The organism is Anaerobacillus sp. (assembly GCF_046314235.1).
Lineage (GTDB): Bacteria > Bacillota > Bacilli > Bacillales > Anaerobacillaceae > Anaerobacillus.
Genome location: NZ_JBKBWN010000001.1, coordinates 236,175 through 256,621 on the forward strand (window position 1 = coordinate 236,175; position 20,447 = coordinate 256,621).

Annotated in this window: 15 protein-coding genes and 5 tRNA genes; all 20 read right to left on the reverse strand. The window is 37.1% G+C overall.

Going from position 1 to position 20,447, the window contains the following annotated elements:
- Window positions 1-3 precede the first annotated feature (3 nt).
- The 20 genes from ACK4M9_RS01105 to ACK4M9_RS01200 all read right to left on the reverse strand — a co-directional run bounded on the left by ACK4M9_RS01105 (window position 4) and on the right by ACK4M9_RS01200 (window position 20,277).
- The gene (locus tag ACK4M9_RS01105) at window positions 4-1,611 is read right to left on the reverse strand and encodes a 2-hydroxyglutaryl-CoA dehydratase (RefSeq protein WP_409846931.1); all 1,608 of its coding nucleotides are present in this window, start codon (window positions 1,609-1,611) and stop codon (window positions 4-6) included.
- Between the two features lie 13 nt (window positions 1,612-1,624).
- Window positions 1,625-5,110, reverse strand: coding sequence for a BadF/BadG/BcrA/BcrD ATPase family protein (locus ACK4M9_RS01110; protein WP_409846933.1), 3,486 nt, complete (start codon window positions 5,108-5,110; stop codon window positions 1,625-1,627).
- Window positions 5,111-5,577: 467 nt separating this feature from the next.
- Window positions 5,578-5,727 (reverse strand): FeoB-associated Cys-rich membrane protein, encoded by a 150-nt coding sequence (locus ACK4M9_RS01115; RefSeq protein WP_409846935.1) that lies wholly within the window; start codon window positions 5,725-5,727, stop codon window positions 5,578-5,580.
- 14 nt (window positions 5,728-5,741) lie between these two features.
- On the reverse strand, window positions 5,742-7,745 hold the full coding sequence (gene feoB / locus ACK4M9_RS01120; RefSeq protein WP_409846937.1) for a ferrous iron transport protein B: 2,004 nt from the start codon (window positions 7,743-7,745) through the stop codon (window positions 5,742-5,744).
- Between the two features lies 1 nt (window position 7,746).
- Complete coding sequence (locus ACK4M9_RS01125) at window positions 7,747-7,971, reverse strand: FeoA family protein (RefSeq protein WP_409846938.1); 225 nt, start codon at window positions 7,969-7,971, stop codon at window positions 7,747-7,749.
- Window positions 7,972-8,186: 215 nt separating this feature from the next.
- A tRNA-Arg gene (locus ACK4M9_RS01130) sits at window positions 8,187-8,263 on the reverse strand.
- Between the two features lie 209 nt (window positions 8,264-8,472).
- Window positions 8,473-8,558: transfer RNA gene (locus ACK4M9_RS01135), tRNA-Leu, on the reverse strand.
- A gap of 40 nt (window positions 8,559-8,598) precedes the next feature.
- Window positions 8,599-8,674, reverse strand: a tRNA-Phe gene (locus ACK4M9_RS01140).
- A 3-nt stretch (window positions 8,675-8,677) separates the two neighbouring features.
- Window positions 8,678-8,753, reverse strand: a tRNA-Asp gene (locus tag ACK4M9_RS01145).
- 9 nt (window positions 8,754-8,762) lie between these two features.
- Window positions 8,763-8,855 (reverse strand) — tRNA-Ser (locus ACK4M9_RS01150).
- 85 nt (window positions 8,856-8,940) lie between these two features.
- The gene (locus tag ACK4M9_RS01155; RefSeq protein WP_409846940.1) at window positions 8,941-9,147 is read right to left on the reverse strand and encodes an aspartyl-phosphate phosphatase Spo0E family protein; all 207 of its coding nucleotides are present in this window, start codon (window positions 9,145-9,147) and stop codon (window positions 8,941-8,943) included.
- A 224-nt stretch (window positions 9,148-9,371) separates the two neighbouring features.
- Complete coding sequence (locus ACK4M9_RS01160; RefSeq protein WP_409846941.1) at window positions 9,372-11,108, reverse strand: phospho-sugar mutase; 1,737 nt, start codon at window positions 11,106-11,108, stop codon at window positions 9,372-9,374.
- A 321-nt stretch (window positions 11,109-11,429) separates the two neighbouring features.
- Window positions 11,430-13,112, reverse strand: coding sequence for a glycerol-3-phosphate dehydrogenase/oxidase (locus tag ACK4M9_RS01165; RefSeq protein WP_409846942.1), 1,683 nt, complete (start codon window positions 13,110-13,112; stop codon window positions 11,430-11,432).
- A gap of 159 nt (window positions 13,113-13,271) precedes the next feature.
- Window positions 13,272-14,771 (reverse strand): glycerol kinase GlpK, encoded by a 1,500-nt coding sequence (gene glpK / locus ACK4M9_RS01170; RefSeq protein WP_409846944.1) that lies wholly within the window; start codon window positions 14,769-14,771, stop codon window positions 13,272-13,274.
- A gap of 88 nt (window positions 14,772-14,859) precedes the next feature.
- Window positions 14,860-15,687: an MIP/aquaporin family protein gene (locus ACK4M9_RS01175; protein ID WP_409846946.1), complete on the reverse strand. Its 828-nt coding sequence runs from the start codon at window positions 15,685-15,687 to the stop codon at window positions 14,860-14,862.
- 230 nt (window positions 15,688-15,917) lie between these two features.
- The gene (locus ACK4M9_RS01180) at window positions 15,918-16,463 is read right to left on the reverse strand and encodes a glycerol-3-phosphate responsive antiterminator (protein WP_409846948.1); all 546 of its coding nucleotides are present in this window, start codon (window positions 16,461-16,463) and stop codon (window positions 15,918-15,920) included.
- A 65-nt stretch (window positions 16,464-16,528) separates the two neighbouring features.
- On the reverse strand, window positions 16,529-16,942 hold the full coding sequence (locus ACK4M9_RS01185; RefSeq protein WP_409846950.1) for a FixH family protein: 414 nt from the start codon (window positions 16,940-16,942) through the stop codon (window positions 16,529-16,531).
- 275 nt (window positions 16,943-17,217) lie between these two features.
- Complete coding sequence (locus ACK4M9_RS01190; protein WP_409846952.1) at window positions 17,218-18,753, reverse strand: GNAT family N-acetyltransferase; 1,536 nt, start codon at window positions 18,751-18,753, stop codon at window positions 17,218-17,220.
- 228 nt (window positions 18,754-18,981) lie between these two features.
- Window positions 18,982-19,446 (reverse strand): chemotaxis protein CheX, encoded by a 465-nt coding sequence (locus ACK4M9_RS01195; protein WP_409846954.1) that lies wholly within the window; start codon window positions 19,444-19,446, stop codon window positions 18,982-18,984.
- Window positions 19,447-19,566: 120 nt separating this feature from the next.
- Window positions 19,567-20,277, reverse strand: coding sequence for a DUF2225 domain-containing protein (locus ACK4M9_RS01200; RefSeq protein ID WP_409846956.1), 711 nt, complete (start codon window positions 20,275-20,277; stop codon window positions 19,567-19,569).
- Window positions 20,278-20,447 lie beyond the last annotated feature (170 nt).

The following is a 20,447-nucleotide window of genomic DNA, read 5'->3' on the forward strand; positions in this document are numbered from 1 at the left end:
TTATTAATTGACTCCCTCTAGTTTTGTTTTTCTAAAAGAGAAACGTTTAAAGGCCTTGTTCACGCCATAAACCATATTTGCTGCAGTACAGCCAACTACATGTGTACTTGTCGCTAATGGATGTGTCGTTTTATTTGTTTGTAATTGACGCAACACTTCTTCACTTAAGCCTTTTTCTGCTAAGGCATCCTTAAATTCATTTTGCGCTGCTTGTTTTGCTTTAAACAGCATCATTTGAATACGGCTATAGACATTAACAGCACCATCGCCGGTCGTTTCAATTGGTAGGAAGATTGCCTCTGGATATCTTTCGGTAATTAAAGATTGGACACCATCTGAAACTCCAGATGATGGCATGCAGCCAAAGGGCTTTACTGAGATTGTCATATTAACCTTCTTTTTCATGACATTTAAAATTAGTTTTCCAACTTCCATATGCCCTTCGCCACCGCGGAGTTGATTGTTATAATGTTTATTAGCAACTGCAGCGACTTCATCCATATCCGGTAAATGGTAATCGTACAAACCGATAATTTTTGCATATGCTTGAAACCATGCTCTGACTGTTAGGTCGGCTGCCTTTAGCATTGCTAGACGTTTCATCGGGTTTTTTCCTTTTAGTCCGAAGCGTCCTTCGTCATCGTTACGAAGCTGCATGCGTTTTTTCGTATCGTATCGCCCTTCCCAAATTAAGAACAAAATCCACGCTGTCAGTGATTGAACTTCAACTTCAGCACCCTCGCTCTCTAGAAACTTCTGTAGCTGATAATTCCCGTCACCTTCTGTTGTCATTGCCCAAAATTCTCCGATGATGCTAACTTTTGGTTTTGCGATTGTTCGATCAACTTTTACAGTTGCTAAAATTTTTCGGCAGCGGTATAAAGCTGCAATAATTGATTTTCTTTCACTAAAGGTATCATAGAGCAACTTTTTACATCGTTCTAAAGCTTCATCCGTTGCCCCAACAATAACTTCATAAGGACGAATTCGGTAGCCAATCGCATTTAAAATGTCGCCGATTAATACACCTTTAAGAAATGTCATGAAAAAGGAACTGTCTAGCTTTAATGCTGATTCTTCTCCAGTAGCCTGCTTTAAGCCACTTTGTTGTTGAAACAAAAGGACGCGAAAACCATCAAAGCCTGCATCTCGTAACGCTTTACGGTACTCGGTTACATATGTTCCAAATCGACAAGGGCCACAAGAACCACTCGTGACAAATAAGTAATTTTTGACAATTTCATCCTTTGTTTTTCCTTCAATATCCCGTAAATGCGTTAAATGCTTAATTAAATTACCAACTGTAAAATACGTCGGATTACATTGACCACGATTTCCAAACTCTTTTCCAAATCGCAATGCGTCTGTATCTGGACAGTCAAGATGAGCAACATTATAGCCAATCCCTTTTAATCCACCAGAAATTAAGTAGTCATGAGCCATCGTTAAGCCACCAAATAAAATCGTAGTTGCAGCTTTGTCTTTGGCAAAAAATTGTCTTGGTACAGGGTCGAACCATTGTTGTTTCGGTTCATTTAGCCCTAATTTTGCTTCTTGCTCCTCACGGTAACGTCGTAATTCTTGTTCAAACTTATCAGCAACTTTATCCATATCAATTCCTCCTTTAGCCCTGAGCTCGACTAGAAATTTGGTCGATTTCCTTTAGCATTTCATTGCGTTCCAAAGATTTTCGTTTTTTGGCGATTAGTTTTTCTAACTCTTCCTTTTTGCGCGCTAAGTCTTGGAGACGCTCTTCGTTAAGACTTAAACTATGTGCATACGTTTTTACGCGAATTTTTATTGATCCACTTGGCTTGTTAGCATCAATATCATGAAGTGCAGAATATGGCGTTCCAGCAGCTGAAATAACGGAATCAATTAAGCCATAGGTCGGAGCGTCATGGCCGCACTTGAAGCTCGAAAGGTCTAGAACTGCCACATGTGGGTGGCGAGCCGCAAACTTAGCTGCCCAAACCTTTTGAACACTATTGGAGCTAAAGTTCTCTGGCCATACATCAGTAACGTCTAAAGCATAATCAACTTTGCCACTCTCGATATCATCTTTGAAAAATCTTCGTAACCACGCTTCGTCTTTCGGGATCGAACGCATTGATAAGATCGGATAGCCTAGCACTTGAAATTCATCTAACACTCCATGATTTAAGCCAGGATCAGAATGATAAGGTCTGCCGATCATTAAAATAGCCACCCGGTTCTCAGCTTCAACTTGCTCTAAAATATCCTTACCTTTTTGCTGCATCTCTTCCTCAAAAAGCTTCATCGCTTGCCACGCTTCATCTACGGCAAAATCACTTTCGTCTTCCGTGATTTGTAAGAAAGCTTGAAATGCTTCAAACATTTGCTTTTTTAATAAATTTGGTTCAGTAAAAGTTACGGCTGGATCAAAATATTGGATATCTCGTTCCTTGAAAAAGTCGGTCTCTTTTGTAAAGGCTGCCTTAATTACATTTGGTGCCCCTGCAACGATTGGGCAACTAGCTGAATCAATGACGTTTTTCATGTGTGAATCAACATGCGTAATACACGGAAAGAATACCGCATGTAACGGCTTTTCTTCTTTATGATGTTTAAAAAGTAAATTGTGGATATGAGCCTGTGCCACCTTTGAAGGGTAACATGGATCAATTGAGCCATACTTTCCACCAGCTTGCCACATCTCTTCACTTGTATTATCACTAAAGACAACACTTTTTTCAGGTATTCCTAACGTCTCAAAATATGTTCGCCAAAATGGAGCTGTTGACCAGATATTTAAAACCTTTGGAATACCAATACGTAATTGTTTGCGATGTTCAATTGCCTCAAGCGAGGAACGTTGAAATCCTCTTTGATACTTAATCTTTTTCGTCCCGAAACCTAAAAGAGTAGATTTTACCTTTACATCATCAATGATTGTGTCCCGAGAAGGCAGAGGCTGCTGATCATAAAAATGTTTGAACATTTTCTTCGCCTCATAATCAACTAAATTAGGGTAATGTTTTTTTAATTGGTTACGATGTTTTGTTAGTGCTATTAACGCATCTTTATCTTCCACTGTCCCTTTTTCACAGCTAAACCCTGAAATATAACGCGCTGTTTGACCTTCTGGAGTCTTTGTGTCGATAAATGTTCGACTACAAAGGTTCGGACAAAAGTTACAACGGGTAGACTCGTCGTTTCGAGATTCGTATGACATTCCAATCGCAGAGTCTAAGCCAAGGAAGGTTGTATGACCTTTACGCTTAACAACACGAATTGTTTCCATCGCTGCACCAATCGCTCCTGCTTCACCTGTATGTGGATGAACAAAAACCTCTGCATCTGGTACACGTTCTTTAATGTAATCTACTTGTGCTTTCACTGCTGCTAGATTATGCTGCGTTCCGCCTTGAAGGACAAACTTTCGTCCTAGTTCAGCCATTCGGGGAACTTGGACAACGTATTGCCAAACATTTTTCGGTAATACAAGAGCTAGTCCAGCTAGTAACTCTTCCTTTGCATAGCCTTCCTTTTGAAAGTTGACCCGATCAGAATCTAAGAATACAGCACAGCCATAAGAGAATTTCGGTGATAAATCAGCTCGAAAAGCTGCATCTGCGTACTCTTGAATTGGTATACCGAATTGATCTGCCATCGCTTGGAGAAGCATCCCATTTCCTGCAGAACATTGGTTGGATAAACGGAAATTGCGAATGTCGCCATTTTTTAAAAATAGAACTTTAATGTCCTGGCCACCAATATCACAAATGACATCTATATCTCCGAAAAAGTGAACAGCACTCATCATATGGGCGACTGTCTCAACAATGTTAACATCTGCATTTAACGTTTTCTCGAGAACATCTGCTGCATAGCCAGTAGCTCCAAAGCCCATTACTTCAAGCTTTGCACCACTTTCATGAATCTTGTCACGAATTTTTCCTAATAACTCACGTGTATCTTGAATTGGATTTCCTTTTGATAGTTGGTATTCCTTAAGTAAAATATTGCCGTCCATATCTACTAATACAGCTTTTGAAGAAGTAGAACCACCATCTAGCCCGATAACAGCTTGAATGTGTTGACCTGCTTTAAATTCAACTGGTGTAAACTTCGGAATGCTATATTGGATCCGAAACTCCTCTAACTCTTCTTCACTTTTTACTAGAGGAGACCCAGCTTTTTCACCTAGTTTGGCTTTGCGGCCATGAGTGATAAATGATTTTAAAGCTTCTATCCCTTTAAAAACACCAACTTCAGCTGGCTCATACATCCCATACATGACCGCTCCAAAGGCAGCATAGTACTGAGCGTTTTCTGGAATAAAAATTAGCTCTTCAATTGGTACATCTTTCGGATACTCGTAGCCTCTTTCCTCCCATCCTTGCGGAATTCGCTTACGCCAGCATTGTTGTAGGAAAGGTAAATATGTATTAGGTCCGCCAAGCAATAGCACTTTGTGTCGTAACGTATTTCCTCTTGTTAAGACCGATAAGTTTTGCATAACAATTGCATCTGCAAGAGAACACATAATTTCCGAAGCGGGAATACTACTTTTTACTAAGTTAACAATATCCGTTTCTGCAAAAACACCGCATTTGGCTGCTACATGATGAAGTTTCGTGTCATCGAATTGTAGCCTTGCAACTTCGTTTTCAGGAAGACCGACCTTAATCATACATTTATCAATCGTTGCGCCTGTTCCAGAAGCACATTTGTCATTCATCGACGTAATCGCTTGCTTATCTCCAGTCTCCTCATTTTCTTTGAAAATGATGATTTTCGCATCTTGTCCACCTAACTCGATTACACTACCCACGTCGGGGTGGAGTTCTTCTACAGTCATCGTTACTGCATTAACTTCTTGAACAAATTTTGCTCCTATATGCTCTGCAATTGGGCCACCACCGGAGCCAGTAATAAAAACGCGAATATCATCTCTTTTGATGTAGGAAAATTCATTTCCAATTCGAACTAAAAACTCTAAAACCATTTCTGCTTGTTTCGTATGATGACGCTGATAATCCGACCATAAGATTTTTTTTGTCGTAGGATTAACAACTGTTGCTTTGACTGTAGTTGAACCTACATCAATTCCAATAAAAATGGAATCGAGCTCTTCATTCTTCAATTAATCCACCTCACTATGAATATATTGCATGTTTAGTATGCTTACTATATTTGCAACATATGCATAGTGTTATGCTAAAAATATAGTATTTTACAAAAATAACCAAAAACGACAACTAACATACTGCTGCAATTCTAAATCTCCTTTTTACCGCTGTAACCCTCTCTTAAATCTTAGTGGCTCATTCAAAGAAAACCAGCCTCATTTAGTTACATTCAAAAACAATCTTCATACAAAACATTCATGATTTTCCGATCTCAACCTATATGGAAATATCGGTCGAATTTCTTTTGCTTCGCTGTATAGAGGGGAACGATAGAACTCGACCGAAATTTTCCGCAGAAAAAGGCTGTCCCAAAAGTAAAGTATCAGTCACCTCGCCTGCTATAAATAGGTTCTGTACAAACATACACTTCTATCTATAGTATTCGAGGTGTTCTAACACTTATGGGACAGCCTCTTCTTAATTATTTTTTATCGTTGCATTCAGAAACAGAGCAACTTGTACCTTCACTACACCCTGAACATTTTCCTGCTTTTGACTTTTTTATGAACTTATAAAGAGACCAAGCAGCGTAAGAAAAAATAACAATCCCTATAATGATACTTGCAATCATTATTTACAACTCCTTTAATAGCCTAACAAGCTTCCAATTTGATAAATAAGGAATGACAATCCATACGCGAGAATAAGCGCATATACAATAGAAACAACTGTCCATTTGGTTGATCCTGTTTCTTTTTTAATCGTTGCGACCGTCGCCATGCAAGGAATGTATAGGAGAATAAATGCCATAAAACTATACGCTGATAAGGCCGTATAATGGGATGTCATCAATGCCTGTAATGATTCTACATCTGGAGCATAATAAATAATGTTCATAGTAGAAACAACGACTTCCTTAGCCATAAATCCAGTAAGTAATGCTGCTCCTGCTTGCCAAGTACCAAAGCCTAATGGCTGTAATAGTGGAGCAATAGTACCACCAATTAATGCTAGAAAGCTATCATTCATTTCCACGTCTACACCACCTGGCCCTAAATAAGTGAGTAGCCATATAAAGACCGAACCGGCAAAAATGATTGTTCCTGCTTTTTTCAAGAATCCTTGTCCTTTATCCCAAACACTTCTAGTAAGTGTGCCCCAGTGTGGAAGGCGATATGGTGGAAGCTCGATTACAAAAATAGATGATTCATTTTTTAATAGTGTTGATGTGAAAACTTTAGCTAAAATAAGTGCAATTGTTATCCCTAAAAAATAGAGTGAAAAAACAACAAGAGCTTGATTTTTCACAAAGAATGCTGCTGCAAATAACGCATAAACTGGTAGTCGTGCTGAGCATGACATAAGTGGCATTAAAATAATCGTCAATAAACGTTCTCTTGGTTGCTCGATCGTTCTAGCCGCCATAACACCTGGAACGTTACAACCAAAGCCAATGATCATTGGAATAAAGGCTTTTCCATTCAAGCCGATTTTTTCCATAAATCGATCCATGACCAAGGCTACTCTTGCCATATATCCAGAGTCTTCTAAAAAGGAAATGAATATGTACATAATAAAAATTTGTGGGATGAACACTAATACTCCACCAACTCCGGCGATAATCCCATCAATTATTAATGCTTCAATAAAAGGAGTTGCGCTAATAAGTGTTAGAAAAGCAATCGTCCAATCTGTAAATGGTCCAGACAGGAATTCGTCTAATAGGTCTGATAATGGGAAACCAAGCCAATCAAACGTAAGCATAAATACTAAAAACATCGTAAGAAGAAAAATTGGTATTCCTAAAAAACGATTGGTGACGATCTTATCTATTTTCTCAGTTAGAGTTTTCTTTTCGGTTTGGCTTTTTTCTTCGACATCTTTTAATAGTGCGCTAATAAAGTCATTTCTTTTGCGATAAATATAATGGTGTAGGAAAACACCTTCCGTTTCCTTTATAGTTTTTTCTACTTCTGCGTAAATCTCATCTAATGTTTGTTTTGGTACAATGTTCTGAAGGTACTTATATACGTAGGAGTTCCCTTCGAAAAATTGAATGGCTAACCAACGCTTTGAAAGGGATGTTTTATCATTCAATAAAACTTCTAAGTGCGTAATGGCTTTTTCTATGATTGCTCCATATGAAAGATTGAACTTATGCGAAACTTCATTGCTAGTGCTTGATAGTTGCTCACCTAGCTCTAAACAACCTTTCCCCGTTCGTGCAACAATGGGAACAACAGGTAAATTCAACTTTTTTGATAATTGGCTTGCATTTATTGTTGTCCCGTATTGTTCTGCTACATCCGTCATATTTAAACCAATAATGACTGGTTTACCAAGCTCAAGCAATTGAATTGTTAAATGCAAATTACGCAGCAGTTGGGATGCGTCAACTATGTTTAAAATCGTAGTATACGAATCGTTTAGTAAGAAATTAGAAACGACCGCCTCGTCCTCTGTTAGTGGGTTAAGTGTATATAAACCGGGTAAGTCAATTAATTCTCCTTGTTGTTTTTTTAATTTTCCAACCTTCTTCTCTACTGTTACACCACTCCAATTTCCAACATAAGCATACGATGTTGTGAGCTGATTGAATAGCGAAGTTTTTCCTGTGTTTGGATTTCCAATTAGCGCGATTTTCTTCATCTTAATACTCCACTTCGATTCTATTTAAATCAATTTTCCTAATTGCAATTCGATTTCCATTGCTCTCAATCATAATAGGACCACCAAAAGGCATCTTGCTTAGAACATTAACTTCCGTTCCTTCAAAAATCCCCATGTCTAGTAGTCTTCTTTTTATGAGGTGATCAATTTCTGATAAGTCTTTAATTGTTACTTTTTCACCTTTATTTACATTAGCTAAGACCATGTGATAACCCCCAAGATAATATTGATAATCATTATCACGCGTAATTTTATAACTTGGTTTGACCATTGTAAATACGTTTTACAAAAAGTTCCTTTTTTGTTCTTAACTGTATTTCCATAGTGTTATGTTGATATATTGCAATTCAAAGTGTTTTGGACGAATAAAAGAGAACTAACAAAATGTTAGTTCTCTATAATTTATGAATTTAGTTTAAATGGCGCGCCCTGAGAGATTCGAACTCCCGACCCTGGCATTAGAAGTGCCATGCTCTATCCAGCTGAGCTAAGAGCGCATGTTGTGTATTCAAAGATGATTATTCACGTAGCTTACGGACGATGCCAAGCTTCGCAGAAATCCTGTTTCTTCCTCTACTAGTAACGCTTCGTAGCTTGCTGCGTCGAAACAACTCGTAGACTTTTCAATGATGCTTTGCTCGTAGCTGAGCTAAGAGCGCATGTTGTTAAGGTTAGAAAAACTTGGCTAATTGCCAAGTTTAGAGAGTACCGAGGGCCGGACTTGAACCGGCACGATAGTCACCTACCGCAGGATTTTAAGTCCTGTGTGTCTGCCAATTCCACCACCCCGGCATATTCAAAAAACGGACTTTCATAGTATAAAATTTTAAAATGGTGGCTCGGGACGGAATCGAACCGCCGACACGAGGATTTTCAGTCCTCTGCTCTACCGACTGAGCTACCGAGCCAAATGGCGGACCCGACCGGGATCGAACCGGCGATCTCCTGCGTGACAGGCAGGCATGTTAACCGCTACACCACGGGTCCAGTTATATATGGAGGAGGAAGAGGGATTCGAACCCCCGCGCGGTTTAACCCGCCTGTCGGTTTTCAAGACCGATCCCTTCAGCCAGACTTGGGTATTCCTCCGTATTTTGTAACCAATATTTCTCTGAAAATAAATGTCAGTCACAAGAATAAATATTATCAGCTATTCTGTCTTTTGTCAACATTTCTAGACAAAAAAGTTTTTGTAAGAAAAATAATGTTCTACCTTTTTTTCTTTATCAATATCCAATCTCAAGTAATTATTTAGGAGCTCGTCCAATTCTTTACTATGTCTAATCGTTATTTCCGCATTCATACCATATTGGTTTGCAGCCTCATACATATCTCTTCTTTTACTTTCAATAGAACATTTTAATATATATTGGGAATGCATTTTACACCCACCTTTTAATAAATTGATAGTTAGTACTTAACAACTTACATTTTATAATACTTTATCATAAAGTAATGTGACTATTCTCACAGGAGTTTTATTAAGGGTTGTTTTCCTTCATTAGAAAAGCACATAGATTAGTCTATGTGCTAGATTATATTATAAAATTTAATCCCAATAAAATACAACGGGAAATATGAATATTTTGTGATTTTTTCAACCGTTTAATTTTCTAATCCAATCTTTTCCATTATCGATGCTTTTAATTCTTCTAGTTGCTTTTCGCTAGCTTCAAGTGAAGTACTTGTTGTACCAAAATAAAATTTAATTTTCGGTTCGGTTCCTGAAGGACGGACGCAAATCCATGAGTTACCTTCTAGAATAAACTTAAGTACATTTGATTTTGGCAGTGCAATGTCTTCAATAACTCCATCTTTTACAATCGCACGTTCTCTCGTTAAATAATCCTCTACAGCTATAACTTTCAACCCTGCAAATTCTTTTGGTGGATTTTCTCTAAACCCTGCAATCATTTGATTCATCTTTTCGATACCAGTTTTTCCTTTTAAGGTAAGTGAATGTAAACCTTCCAAGTAATAGCCATATTTATCAAATAATTCGATTAAACCTTCGTACATCGTTTTATTTTGTGATTTGTAAAACGCCGTTAACTCTGCAGCCAATAATACAGCTTGAATCGCATCTTTATCTCTCGCAAAATCTTTTACTAAATAGCCATAGCTTTCTTCATATCCAAATAAAAACGTATTTTCACCAGTTGCTTCGAACTCTTTTATTTTTTCACCTATAAACTTAAATCCTGTTAGCGTATCAATTGCCGATAATCCATAAGCATTTGCAATAACTCTTCCTAGTTCAGAAGTTACGATTGTTTTTATGATAACTCCATTTTCAGGTAACGTACCTGTTGCCTGCTTTTGTGAAAGTAAGTATTCAGCCATTAACGCTCCTGTTTGATTTCCAGTAAGAACGACATATTGACCTTTATCATTTTTAACTGCAACTCCGACTCTATCAGCATCAGGGTCGGTTGCAATTAAAACGTCTGCATCTAGTTTTTCCCCATATTTAATAGCCATTTCAAATGCGGCATGTTCTTCTGGATTAGGTGATGCTACTGTAGAAAAATTCGGATCTGGTACGGCCTGTTCTTTAATAATGTGGAAATTCTTAAAGCCCACTGCTTCGAAGGCCCGCTCCACTGGTAACGTTGCTGTACCATGCAATGGTGTAAAAACAATTTTTACTTCATTACCATAATTTTCGACTACTCTCTTATTGACGACAACAGTCTTTAATTTTTCAACATATGCATTATCTACTTCCTCTTCTATCATCACTAATTGGCCACTAGCTAGCATCGTTTCGTGGTCTGCAACATCAATGAGGAGTTCATTTTCAACTTCATTTACTTTATCAACTAATAGTTGGGCCGCATCAGGCGTTAATTGTGCTCCATCTTCGCCGTACACTTTAAAACCATTATATTCAGGTGGATTATGACTCGCTGTAATAACAATCCCAGAAAAGGCTTGTAAATAACGTACAGCAAAAGATAGTTCTGGGGTTGGTCGCAATTGCTTAAATAAATATGTTTTTATTCCATGCTTCCCAAGTGTTAAGGCAGATTCTAGTGCAAATTCCTGTGACATGAAACGATTATCGTAGGCAATTGCTACTCCCTTTCCCATTGCTATTTCGCCGTGTTCTTTTATGTATTGTGCTAGTCCTTCAGCAGCTTTACGAATTGTATAAACGTTCATCCTATTCGTACCAGGACCAATTTCCCCTCTCATTCCACCTGTACCAAACTCTAAATTCTTATAGAAAGATTCTTCTATTAAATGATCGTTTCCAACCATTTGCATTAATTGGTCTTTTAATTCGCTGTCTAAGTTTTCATAATTAACCCAAGTTTCATACGTTCTTTTCCAATCCATTATTAAAAGCCCTCACTTCTTTGAAAGTTTTTTGCTACATCAAACATTTTATCAATAAATCACCAAGAAAATAATACTATTTCTTCGACATTTTGATTAAAATTTCTACAGTTATAAGAAAATCCCCTTCAGAATGATTGATTTTGAAGGGGAACTTTATTAAGTTATGCGTTTTAATTATATATATCCATTAGTGCTGAATCCAAATAATAAAAACTTTTTACGATATTTGTCTGTAGATCATATTTACATCCGTGTTGGTGAAAGTGAACTTTCATTGGTGTGTGACCCCCAAAGGAGTACACCTAAATAAATAACAACTTAAATAGCATTTTTTCTCGATAGATTAATAATTTCATCGACTGGTATTGTTGCATGTTCAATCTCTAGTTCTACACTATATCTATGAGCATTTACTTCTTCAATTGTCCAGTTAAAGCGCTGTTTCATATAAAGTAATACTGGCTCTTTCCATTTTCGAACCCAATCAATATTAAAGAAGATAGCGCTAGTACGACGGTTAAAGAAGTCCACAGGCGTGGCTACCATTTCTTCTTTAATTCCGTAGACAAGAGCAGCAAATACCTCTACAGTTAGGTTGTACTGTTTTGCTTGATCTCCCTTTGTACGAATAATTTCATACACTTTATTTACGTTCGTACCATAAAGTTTTGTAAGTTTAAGAGCCTCTTTTTCAGATAAACCTAGCTGTATCCCTTCATTTGTTTTTCTTTCTATAAACTTAGGAAGGTTTTCAGAGCCACCAATGTCCCCTCCTGATAACCTAATTTTATCCGTTGTACAAGGTTTAACAATCCCTAAGTCTTCCCCGACAATACCAACAATTCTTTCTGCCATTTTGCGATAACCAGTTAACTTCCCACCGGCAATAGAAATAAGGCCACTATCAGAAAAGAATATCTCATCTTTCCTAGAAATCTCTGAAGCACTCTTTCCTTCTTCGTGGATTAATGGGCGCAATCCCGTCCAACAAGATTCAATATCTTTAACTGTTAGCTTAACGTCAGGGAACATGTAATTTACTGCTTCAATAATATAATCACGATCAGCCACAGTCATTCGTGGATGGGTAATGTCATCTTTATAGTACGTATCAGTTGTGCCTACATATGTTTTTCCATCGCGTGGAATAGCAAAGCACATCCTGCCATCCTTTTCAGTGTCAAAATAAACTGCTTGCTTTAACGGGAAACGAGACTCATCAATTACTAAATGAACACCTTTTGTTAAGTGTAAATACTTCCCTTTTTTTGAATTATCTTTTTCGCGTAATGTATCTACCCAAGGACCAGCAGCATTAACAATTTTTTTTGCTCGTATCTCAATTACTTCTTTTGTAAATTGATCAACGACCTTAACGCCTACAATCTTTTTATTCTCGTAAATAAACTCATCAGCTTTTGCATAGTTTACCGCTAAAACACCTCGTGCCACAGCTTCTTTCATGATTTCTAACGTAAGCCTTGCATCGTCAGTTTTGTATTCTACATATACTCCGCCACCCTTAAGCTTATCTTTACGAAGCAATGGCTCTTTATCCATTGTTTGTTGTTTATTTAGCATATAGCGACGTTCAGATTTTCTAACTCCTGCTAAAAAATCATACACTTTTAATCCAAAAGACGTAGCTAACTTCCCGAACGTACCGCCTTCAACCATTGGTAAAAGCATCCACTCTGGCGTTGTAACATGTGGTGCATTTTCATATACGATGGCCCGTTCTTTTCCTACTTCAGCAACTAACTTGACTTCAAACTGCTTCAAGTAACGTAATCCACCATGAACCAATTTTGTAGAACGGCTCGATGTACCTGCACCAAAATCTTGCATTTCTATTAGCCCTGTCTTAATTCCTCGAACTTGGGCATCTAGAGCGATACCAGCACCAGTAATCCCACCCCCGATTACTAGAAGATCTAGTTCTTGATTGCCCATTTCTTTTAGAATATTTAAACGGTGCATACTTGAAAATGATTTTTCCATTTAGAACACTCCCCCTAAAATTAGTCTTAAGATACGCAAAAAGACCACAACAGCTCTACTACTAATTTCGTAATAGAGTGTTGTGGTCTCTCCGATTCTCCGACCTGTTTATTAACTTATTACTATCATTATATCATTTAATACGAAAAGTGTTAATACTTATTTTAGCTTAAAAGCAGTTGTAGCCTCTACCGCTTTTTTCCAGCCCCTATATAACTTTTCTTGTTCTTCAATTTCCATTTTCACTTCAAACGTTTTATCAATTTTCCATTGTTTAGCAATTTCAGTACGATCTTTCCAGAATCCAACAGCTAATCCGGCTAAATAAGCAGCACCTAACGCTGTAGTTTCATTAATAATTGGACGCTGAACTGGTACACCTAGCATATCACTTTGGAATTGCATTAAGAAATTATTTGCTACAGCTCCACCATCAACTCTTAATGTTTTTAATTTAATACCCGAATCTGCTTCCATTGCAGTAAGTACATCTTTTGTTTGATAGGCTAGCGATTCTAGAGTAGCGCGAACGAAATGCTCCTTTTCAGTACCACGCGTAAGACCGAAAATTGCACCTCGAACTTCACTATCCCAATAAGGCGTTCCAAGCCCAACAAAAGCAGGCACCATATAAACGCCATCAGTAGAGGCAACACTTGTCGCATATTTTTCACTTTCAGAAGCTGATTTAAGCATTCTAAGACCATCGCGTAACCACTGAATTGCAGAACCAGCTACGAAAATACTTCCTTCTAATGCATATTCAACCTTACCGTCAATTCCCCAAGCAAGAGTCGTAAGTAAACCATGATTAGATTTCACTGCCTTTTCACCAGTGTTCATTAACATGAAACATCCAGTACCGTATGTGTTTTTGGCCATTCCTTCTTCATAGCAAGCCTGACCGAATAAAGCAGCTTGCTGATCTCCAGCAGCACCTGAAATTGGAACTTCGTGACCGAAGAAGTGATAGTCAGCCGTATGTGCGTATACTTCTGAAGATGGACGAACAACTGGTAGCATCGACTTTGGAACTGTCAGCATTTCAAGCAATTCATCATCCCACTTTAAGTCATAGATATTATACATTAATGTACGAGAAGCATTTGAGTAATCAGTTACATGTGCTTTACCACCGGATAGTTTCCAAATTAACCAAGTATCAATTGTTCCAAATAATAACTCTCCGTTGTCGGCTTTTTCTCTAGCACCATCAACGTTGTCTAAAATCCACTTTACTTTTGTTCCTGAAAAGTAAGCATCTATTAAAAGGCCTGTTTTATCTCGTACAATTTCACTGTATCCTTGCCCTTTTAAAGCTGTACAAATATCAGCTGTCTGACGTGATTGCCATACGATCGCATTATAAATAGGATGCCCTGTCTCTTTTTCCCAAACTACCGTTGTTTCTCGTTGGTTTGTAATACCGATACCAGCTACTTCACCTGGTTTAATTTCCGTTTTTGATAACACTTCTGCAATTACCGCTAGAATTGATCCCCAAATTTCATTTGCATTATGTTCAACCCAACCTGGCTTCGGAAAAATTTGCGTAAATTCCTTTTGCGCAGAGTCAACGATCTCACCCGCATTGTTAAAAAGAATTGCTCTTGAACTTGTCGTCCCTTGGTCTAATGAAAGTATATATTTTTTTTCCATTATTAATTCCCCCAGTACCTTTTATTTGAATTTTTTTTATATTAAAATTATAATTGGATTAGCAAATTTTTTTCTTTGACTTTGTGGCTTATGCTGCAAAGTCCTTTTTATTTTTTGTAACACTCGCTTGTGCTTTATGATTCATTATAGAAGCGATCATCACGAATGCAAATGCTCCTAAAAATATCCAAAGAGCAGAATGCACAATCCCTTCAAATGCTGCCGCATAAAATAATGCTCCCAATCCACCACCGATTATTGGCCCAACAACCGGGATCCATGAATATTTCCAGTCAGAACTTCCCTTACCTGCAATCGGTAACAAGAAATGTGCAATACGCGGACCTAAATCACGAGCTGGGTTGATGGCATAACCAGTTGTACCGCCTAGAGATAAACCGATAACTACAATTAAGAAACCGACAATTAATGGGTTTAAGCCTTCTGTAAATTGGTTTGCACCAATCGCTAAAATTCCCATTACTAACACGAAAGTACCTAGTATTTCACTAAAAAGATTCGCAGGTGTGTGGCGAATAGCAGGGCCTGTAGAAAATACTGCAAGTTTTGCACCTTGATCTTTTGTTTCTTTCCAATGTGGATAGTAATGTAACCAAACTAGCGTTGCTCCAATAAACGCACCAATCATTTGTGCTACAATATAGCTAGGTACTTGCGACCAAGCAAATTCACCAATTAAGGCTAATCCAATTGTAACTGCTGGATTTAAATGAGCTCCACTAATTCCGCCAACAGCATAAACGGCCGTTGCAACACCAAGCCCCCAGGCCATTGTAATAACGATCCAGCCAGAGTTTTCAGATTTTGTTCCCTTTAAAACAACTCCGGCAACAACCCCGCCTCCAAAAATAATTAAAATCATTGTACCAATAACTTCTCCTAAAAATGCTGACATAACTTCATCCCCCTCTTAAATTATGAGAATAATTCATGACAAAAAAGGAGACCGAAAACAGCCTATCTAGTAATCTACTAGATAAGAACTTATTTGGTCTCCATATCTCCGTCACAAAATATTAACTTAATTCTAATTAAATCATCTTATGAAAACGCTGTCAATATTTTTTTGAAAAATTACGAACAAAAAAATATCAATATAGTACTAGAGGTAGTAAATAATAACCACTACCTCCACAAATCCACCCTTGACGTTGTCACAGCGGTAGCTCCTGCTTGCAATGCATCTTCAACCTCACGTTTTTCTCTTATTAAACCCCCAGCAACAATAGGGATTCCTGTTTTTTCATATACTTCTTTAATTATGTGAGGCATTACTCCAGGTAACACCTCAATAAAGTCTGGCTTCGTTGTCTCAAGAAGCTTATAACTTGATTCAAGAGCTATAGAATCTAATAAAAATAAACGTTGCATCGAAATTAATTTATGCTTTTTGGCCGTTAGTACTACATTTTTCCGCGTTGAGATCAAACCTGCAGGTTTAATGTCTTGGCATAGAAATTGCGCCGCATATTCATCATTTCGTAAGCCTTGAATTAAGTCGGCATGAAGTAATATCTTCTTCCCTTTACTTTTTGCCAATTGGACTAAGCTTTTCAACTGTCCAATATGGCTATTCAATAAAACAATGTATTTATATTCACTTTCGACCATTTCTTCAATATCTTTTAAGTTTCGAACTGCTGGTAATATTTTTTGTCCATTAAAGTCCATTCCTACACCGCCTAAAGTTATCCGTTTTGCTTCCTACTTTACCATATATAACGGATAATATCAGATTATCTTTCCACAAATAGTTTAAAATTTTTCTTAAACAAGGAATTACCTTTTTTAACAAAGACAGTTCCATCCCATGTCCCACCGTGAAAAAATTGGATGTTCGTTTCGTAAAGCCCATTTTCAATATGGGTAAACTTTTCATGCAATCGCGCTGTCCCCTGATTGGAAAGCTTTATTTCAACGTTCACATCTTCTCTTGCCAAGTTTCCCCTATCATAAACTAATACTTGAAGTGTTGTTCGATCTCCAACTTTAAGTGGTGTGCGCAATGAATGTAGCTCTACTTCTAAAGCTTCTAATTCATTGATATTCACGCTTGTAACATAAAGATTTATGCTAACAGTTATTAGAAACACAATAACAAATAGCACTACTAGCTTGTTCTTCTTCGATTTCTCCAGTAAAATTCTCATTTTTTCATCCCCTTGTCGCTAGCTACTAGGATGAACTTAAAATCGGCTTGTTAAACGTAGAATTAAAGAAAACTTTGTCATTAATTGCTGTAATTTGAACAACCATTTATGACAAGCTAGTTTAAGACTATGTCAAGCAATGCATAAAAAAAGAGGTTGCCCACAAGTCGCAACTCACCTATTTAAGTACGACATCTAGTGTTGTTTTATGTAAAACACTACATAACATGCCCGGTGGTGACTATTCCTTTGCTTTTGGGACAACCTCAAAATAATTATTGTTTATATTTAATCTCATACAAATCTTTACGCCGATCTTTCAATTGCGTAACATTGCCTGATTTTCGGTGACGTCTTAAAATTTCCAAATCAACATCACCAACAACGACGGTCTCAATATTTGCAGAGCATTCTCCTTCAATTCCATCTCTAGGGAAAGTAAAATCTGATGGTGTAAAAATGGCAGATTGAGCATATTGAATATCCATATTTTCAGCTTCTGATAAGTTCCCTACTGTTCCAGCTATAACTGTGTACACTTGGTTTTCAATTGCTCTAGCTTGAGCGCAGTATTTTACTCTTAAAAACCCTTGGCGCTCATCGGTACAAAATGGCACAAAAATAATATTGGCTCCTTTGTCCGTGGCAATTCGCCCTAGTTCTGGAAATTCTATATCGTAGCAAATTTGAATGGCAATCTTTCCACAGTCCGTATCAAAAACTTTAATTTCATCGCCACCAGTAATTCCCCAATATTTCCGTTCATTTGGCGTAACGTGAATTTTATATTGCTTTTCAATTGTCCCATCACGTCTAAATAAATAGGCAATGTTATAAATTTTCCCTTCTTCTTCTACGAAATGGGAACCACCAATAATATTGACGTTATACTTAACAGCAAGACTTGTGAAGAGAGAAATATATTCTTCTGTAAATTCTGTTAGCTTACGAATTGATTGACTCGGTGATTTTTCTTCAATAAACGATAACAATTGCGTAGTAAAGATTTCTGGAAAAACGGCAAAATCCGATTGATAACTCTCTGCCACATCAACGTAAAATTCACATTGTCTAGCGAAATCATCAAAGGTATCAATCTTCTTCATCATATATTGAATAACACAAATACGTACAGGAAATGCCGTTTTAAAATGACGCTTTGTTTTTGGTTGATAATCAACATTATTCCATTCCATTAAAGTAGCATACTTCATGGACGCAATGTCATCCTCTAAATAATTTTTGTTAATTCTCTTTAACGTAAAGCCGTTCATAACCTGAAAAGTTAAGACTGGATCATAAATATTATGGTGGGTAACCTCTTCGACATATTGTCTAGGGGTTAATTTATCCGAGTGTTTATAAAAATTAGGAATACGGCCACCAATGATGATACTTTTTAAATTTAAATTTCTTGCTAGTTCTTTTCTCGCTTCATACAACCTTCTACCAATTTTCATTCTCCGGAAATCAGGATGAACCATAACCTCCATACCATATAAATTATAACCTTCGTTATCATGGTTTGTTATATAACCATTGTCGGTAATCTCATCCCACGTGTGCTGATCATCATACTCATCAAAATTCACGATTAGACTTGAGCATGAGCCAATTATTATACCTTCATACTCCACACAAAACTGACCTTCAGGGAAAATATCGACATGACTTTCTAATTGCTCCAGCTTCCAAGGAAGCATGTTAGGAAAACAGACTTTTTGTAGTGCTAAAACCTCTTGAAAATCAGCTTTTGTAATATTTCTTAGTTCTATTTTTTTTTCATACTTTGAAACATCAATTTCTTTCATATCGAACTTCCTTTCAATCAAATCGATTCTATCCTATTACTAATTTAAACATAAATAAGCGGTCTATCCAATTGATCTGCTTTAAAAGAAACTAAAAGAGACTCTCCCAAAAAGTTTCATTTACCTCGAGATGATACTATCTATAGAGTGTAATTTCTACACGAGCTATTTATAGTAGAAGAGGGGAATGATACTTATTTTTGGGACAGCCTCACTTTTTTATAATATTTATGCTGCTTCTTCCTTAACTGAGATATGAACGTCTATTAAACCAATTCTCGTTTCTAGAGGCACAGTGATAAACAACTTATTTGTGCGAAAATTTGATGACCCTTCATTAATGATTGGAGGTGTAACATCAATAATTACATCTTCCTTAGAAAGTTCCGTTGCAGTCGTACCTGCTACCCAATTTCCGAATTCCTGAATTGCACTCCACCCCATATCATCGAGTAGATCAATTGTCATTCCACCCATCATAACTCCGACTATGTTCTTTGCCGTTTGCTCATCGATAGAACAAATGATTTGACCATTCAATTGACCATTAATCCCTAAGATTACTGATACTTGATTAGACGGCACAGCTGTTTGTTCGACACGTGGCTTTAGTAGTTTAACATCAACACCAAAGTGGTTGACAAAAATAAACTCAGTCGCTCGACATATTGCATTGACATGCTTCACATTCATATGTTTTCCCCTTTTCTAACCACTAGACCGATAGTAGCAGTAATAAAATAAGTTAACTAACCATATTGTACTATCATTATAGTTGAAAAACCGCAATTGTGGTAGAAAAATGTCGAATTTTCAAATAACGTTTATTCTACTTGCCGCTTTATTAGTTTCTCTTATTAAATACCATTGTTCCCTAGCCATTTCTACTAACCTAGATTCTAAAGAACGATTTTTATGGTGAATTACTTTCGAAAAATTTTTAACAGCTTCTTCGCAGTTTCCTACTCGACGACTTAATTCTCCAATTAAATAGATTAATCTCATCTCTGTTAGCTGTGTGCCAACATAGTCTGACTCAATAAAGGAATTTTTATATTTCTCTAAAGAAAGCTTCATAAAACGTCGCTCTTGTATCCCATCGTCAATCATTCGACACAACCACGATAGTTTTAAACAAAGGCCTGCAATAACGACATTTTTCTCTTCCTTTAAAGAGGCAGACAAGATTGCAAGCTTGTAAACATCGATTGCTTCCTCTATTGTTCGTTCCCCAGAAAAGCAACGCTCCTTCCAATTGACAGTAATTTGAGCTTTAATTCGTTCAATTGTACCTGGAGGGAAGTTGGGAGAGAAGGCATCTGAAAATGCATAACCACATTTTGGGCAGACACTAGCTTCGTAGATTGTAGGATTAAGCCTCATTTCTTTGTAGTGAGTAAAAAAGTCCGATTCAGTTTTTTCAACTCTTACAAACCTAGAACGTACCTTCTTTGTTGAATATGAATTGGCACAAATAGGACATTTTACCTCTTTGTCATAAAGAGGCTTTAATTCTTCAGACATAGAAACTCCCCCTCTCAGCCTATAAATTTAAGACAACATCTAGCTATATACAATACCTCACAGTAAAACCGAGGACTAAAGTATCAATTTAATAACTTATAACTTATTTTACTCTTTTTACCCGAAATTAACATAAGAAAATATACCTATTATCACTTTTTCTTGTTAGA

What these genes read in the sequence shown, in the direction of transcription:
- ACK4M9_RS01175 (WP_409846946.1), bottom strand. Translation starts at nt 15,687, where the DNA reads ATGTCAGCATTTTTAGGAGAAGTTATTGGTACAATGATTTTAATTATT.
- feoB (WP_409846937.1), bottom strand. Translation starts at nt 7,745, where the DNA reads ATGAAGAAAATCGCGCTAATTGGAAATCCAAACACAGGAAAAACTTCG.
- ACK4M9_RS01115 (WP_409846935.1), bottom strand. Translation starts at nt 5,727, where the DNA reads ATGATTGCAAGTATCATTATAGGGATTGTTATTTTTTCTTACGCTGCT.
- ACK4M9_RS01160 (WP_409846941.1), bottom strand. Translation starts at nt 11,108, where the DNA reads ATGGATTGGAAAAGAACGTATGAAACTTGGGTTAATTATGAAAACTTA.
- ACK4M9_RS01105 (WP_409846931.1), bottom strand. Translation starts at nt 1,611, where the DNA reads ATGGATAAAGTTGCTGATAAGTTTGAACAAGAATTACGACGTTACCGT.
- glpK (WP_409846944.1), bottom strand. Translation starts at nt 14,771, where the DNA reads ATGGAAAAAAAATATATACTTTCATTAGACCAAGGGACGACAAGTTCA.
- ACK4M9_RS01200 (WP_409846956.1), bottom strand. Translation starts at nt 20,277, where the DNA reads ATGTCTGAAGAATTAAAGCCTCTTTATGACAAAGAGGTAAAATGTCCT.
- ACK4M9_RS01195 (WP_409846954.1), bottom strand. Translation starts at nt 19,446, where the DNA reads ATGAATGTGAAGCATGTCAATGCAATATGTCGAGCGACTGAGTTTATT.
- ACK4M9_RS01165 (WP_409846942.1), bottom strand. Translation starts at nt 13,112, where the DNA reads ATGGAAAAATCATTTTCAAGTATGCACCGTTTAAATATTCTAAAAGAA.
- ACK4M9_RS01185 (WP_409846950.1), bottom strand. Translation starts at nt 16,942, where the DNA reads ATGAGAATTTTACTGGAGAAATCGAAGAAGAACAAGCTAGTAGTGCTA.
- ACK4M9_RS01180 (WP_409846948.1), bottom strand. Translation starts at nt 16,463, where the DNA reads ATGGACTTTAATGGACAAAAAATATTACCAGCAGTTCGAAACTTAAAA.
- ACK4M9_RS01155 (WP_409846940.1), bottom strand. Translation starts at nt 9,147, where the DNA reads ATGCATTCCCAATATATATTAAAATGTTCTATTGAAAGTAAAAGAAGA.
- ACK4M9_RS01125 (WP_409846938.1), bottom strand. Translation starts at nt 7,971, where the DNA reads ATGGTCTTAGCTAATGTAAATAAAGGTGAAAAAGTAACAATTAAAGAC.
- ACK4M9_RS01190 (WP_409846952.1), bottom strand. Translation starts at nt 18,753, where the DNA reads ATGAAAGAAATTGATGTTTCAAAGTATGAAAAAAAAATAGAACTAAGA.